A 263-nucleotide genomic window follows, 5' to 3' on the forward strand; every position below is an offset into this window, starting at 1 on the left:
CTTTTCTGGTAGCATCGTAGAATGTTTATTCGCCAAACCAGAACCAACAACAAAGCCACCGGGGAGTCCTACTTCACCCATCGACTCGTGCGCACGGAGCGCATCGGTGGCAAGGTGCGTCAAGTTACCTTGCTGAATTTGGGGAGGCATTTTCCCATCCGGCAGGAAGACTGGCCTTTGCTGTGTCGGCGTATTGAAGAATTGATTGGTGGTCAGGCCGTCATGATTCAGGACACTGTTCCGGAAGCCATCGAGAAAGCCGC

General features: G+C 53.2%; 1 pseudogene. It reads left to right on the forward strand.

Annotated elements, in window-relative coordinates:
• Positions 1-21 precede the first annotated feature (21 nt).
• Positions 22-263, forward strand: a pseudogene (locus tag IV91_RS16095) (IS1634 family transposase); the annotation flags it as partial.

Source organism: Ferrovum myxofaciens (assembly GCF_000735045.1).
GTDB lineage: Bacteria > Pseudomonadota > Gammaproteobacteria > Burkholderiales > Ferrovaceae > Ferrovum > Ferrovum myxofaciens.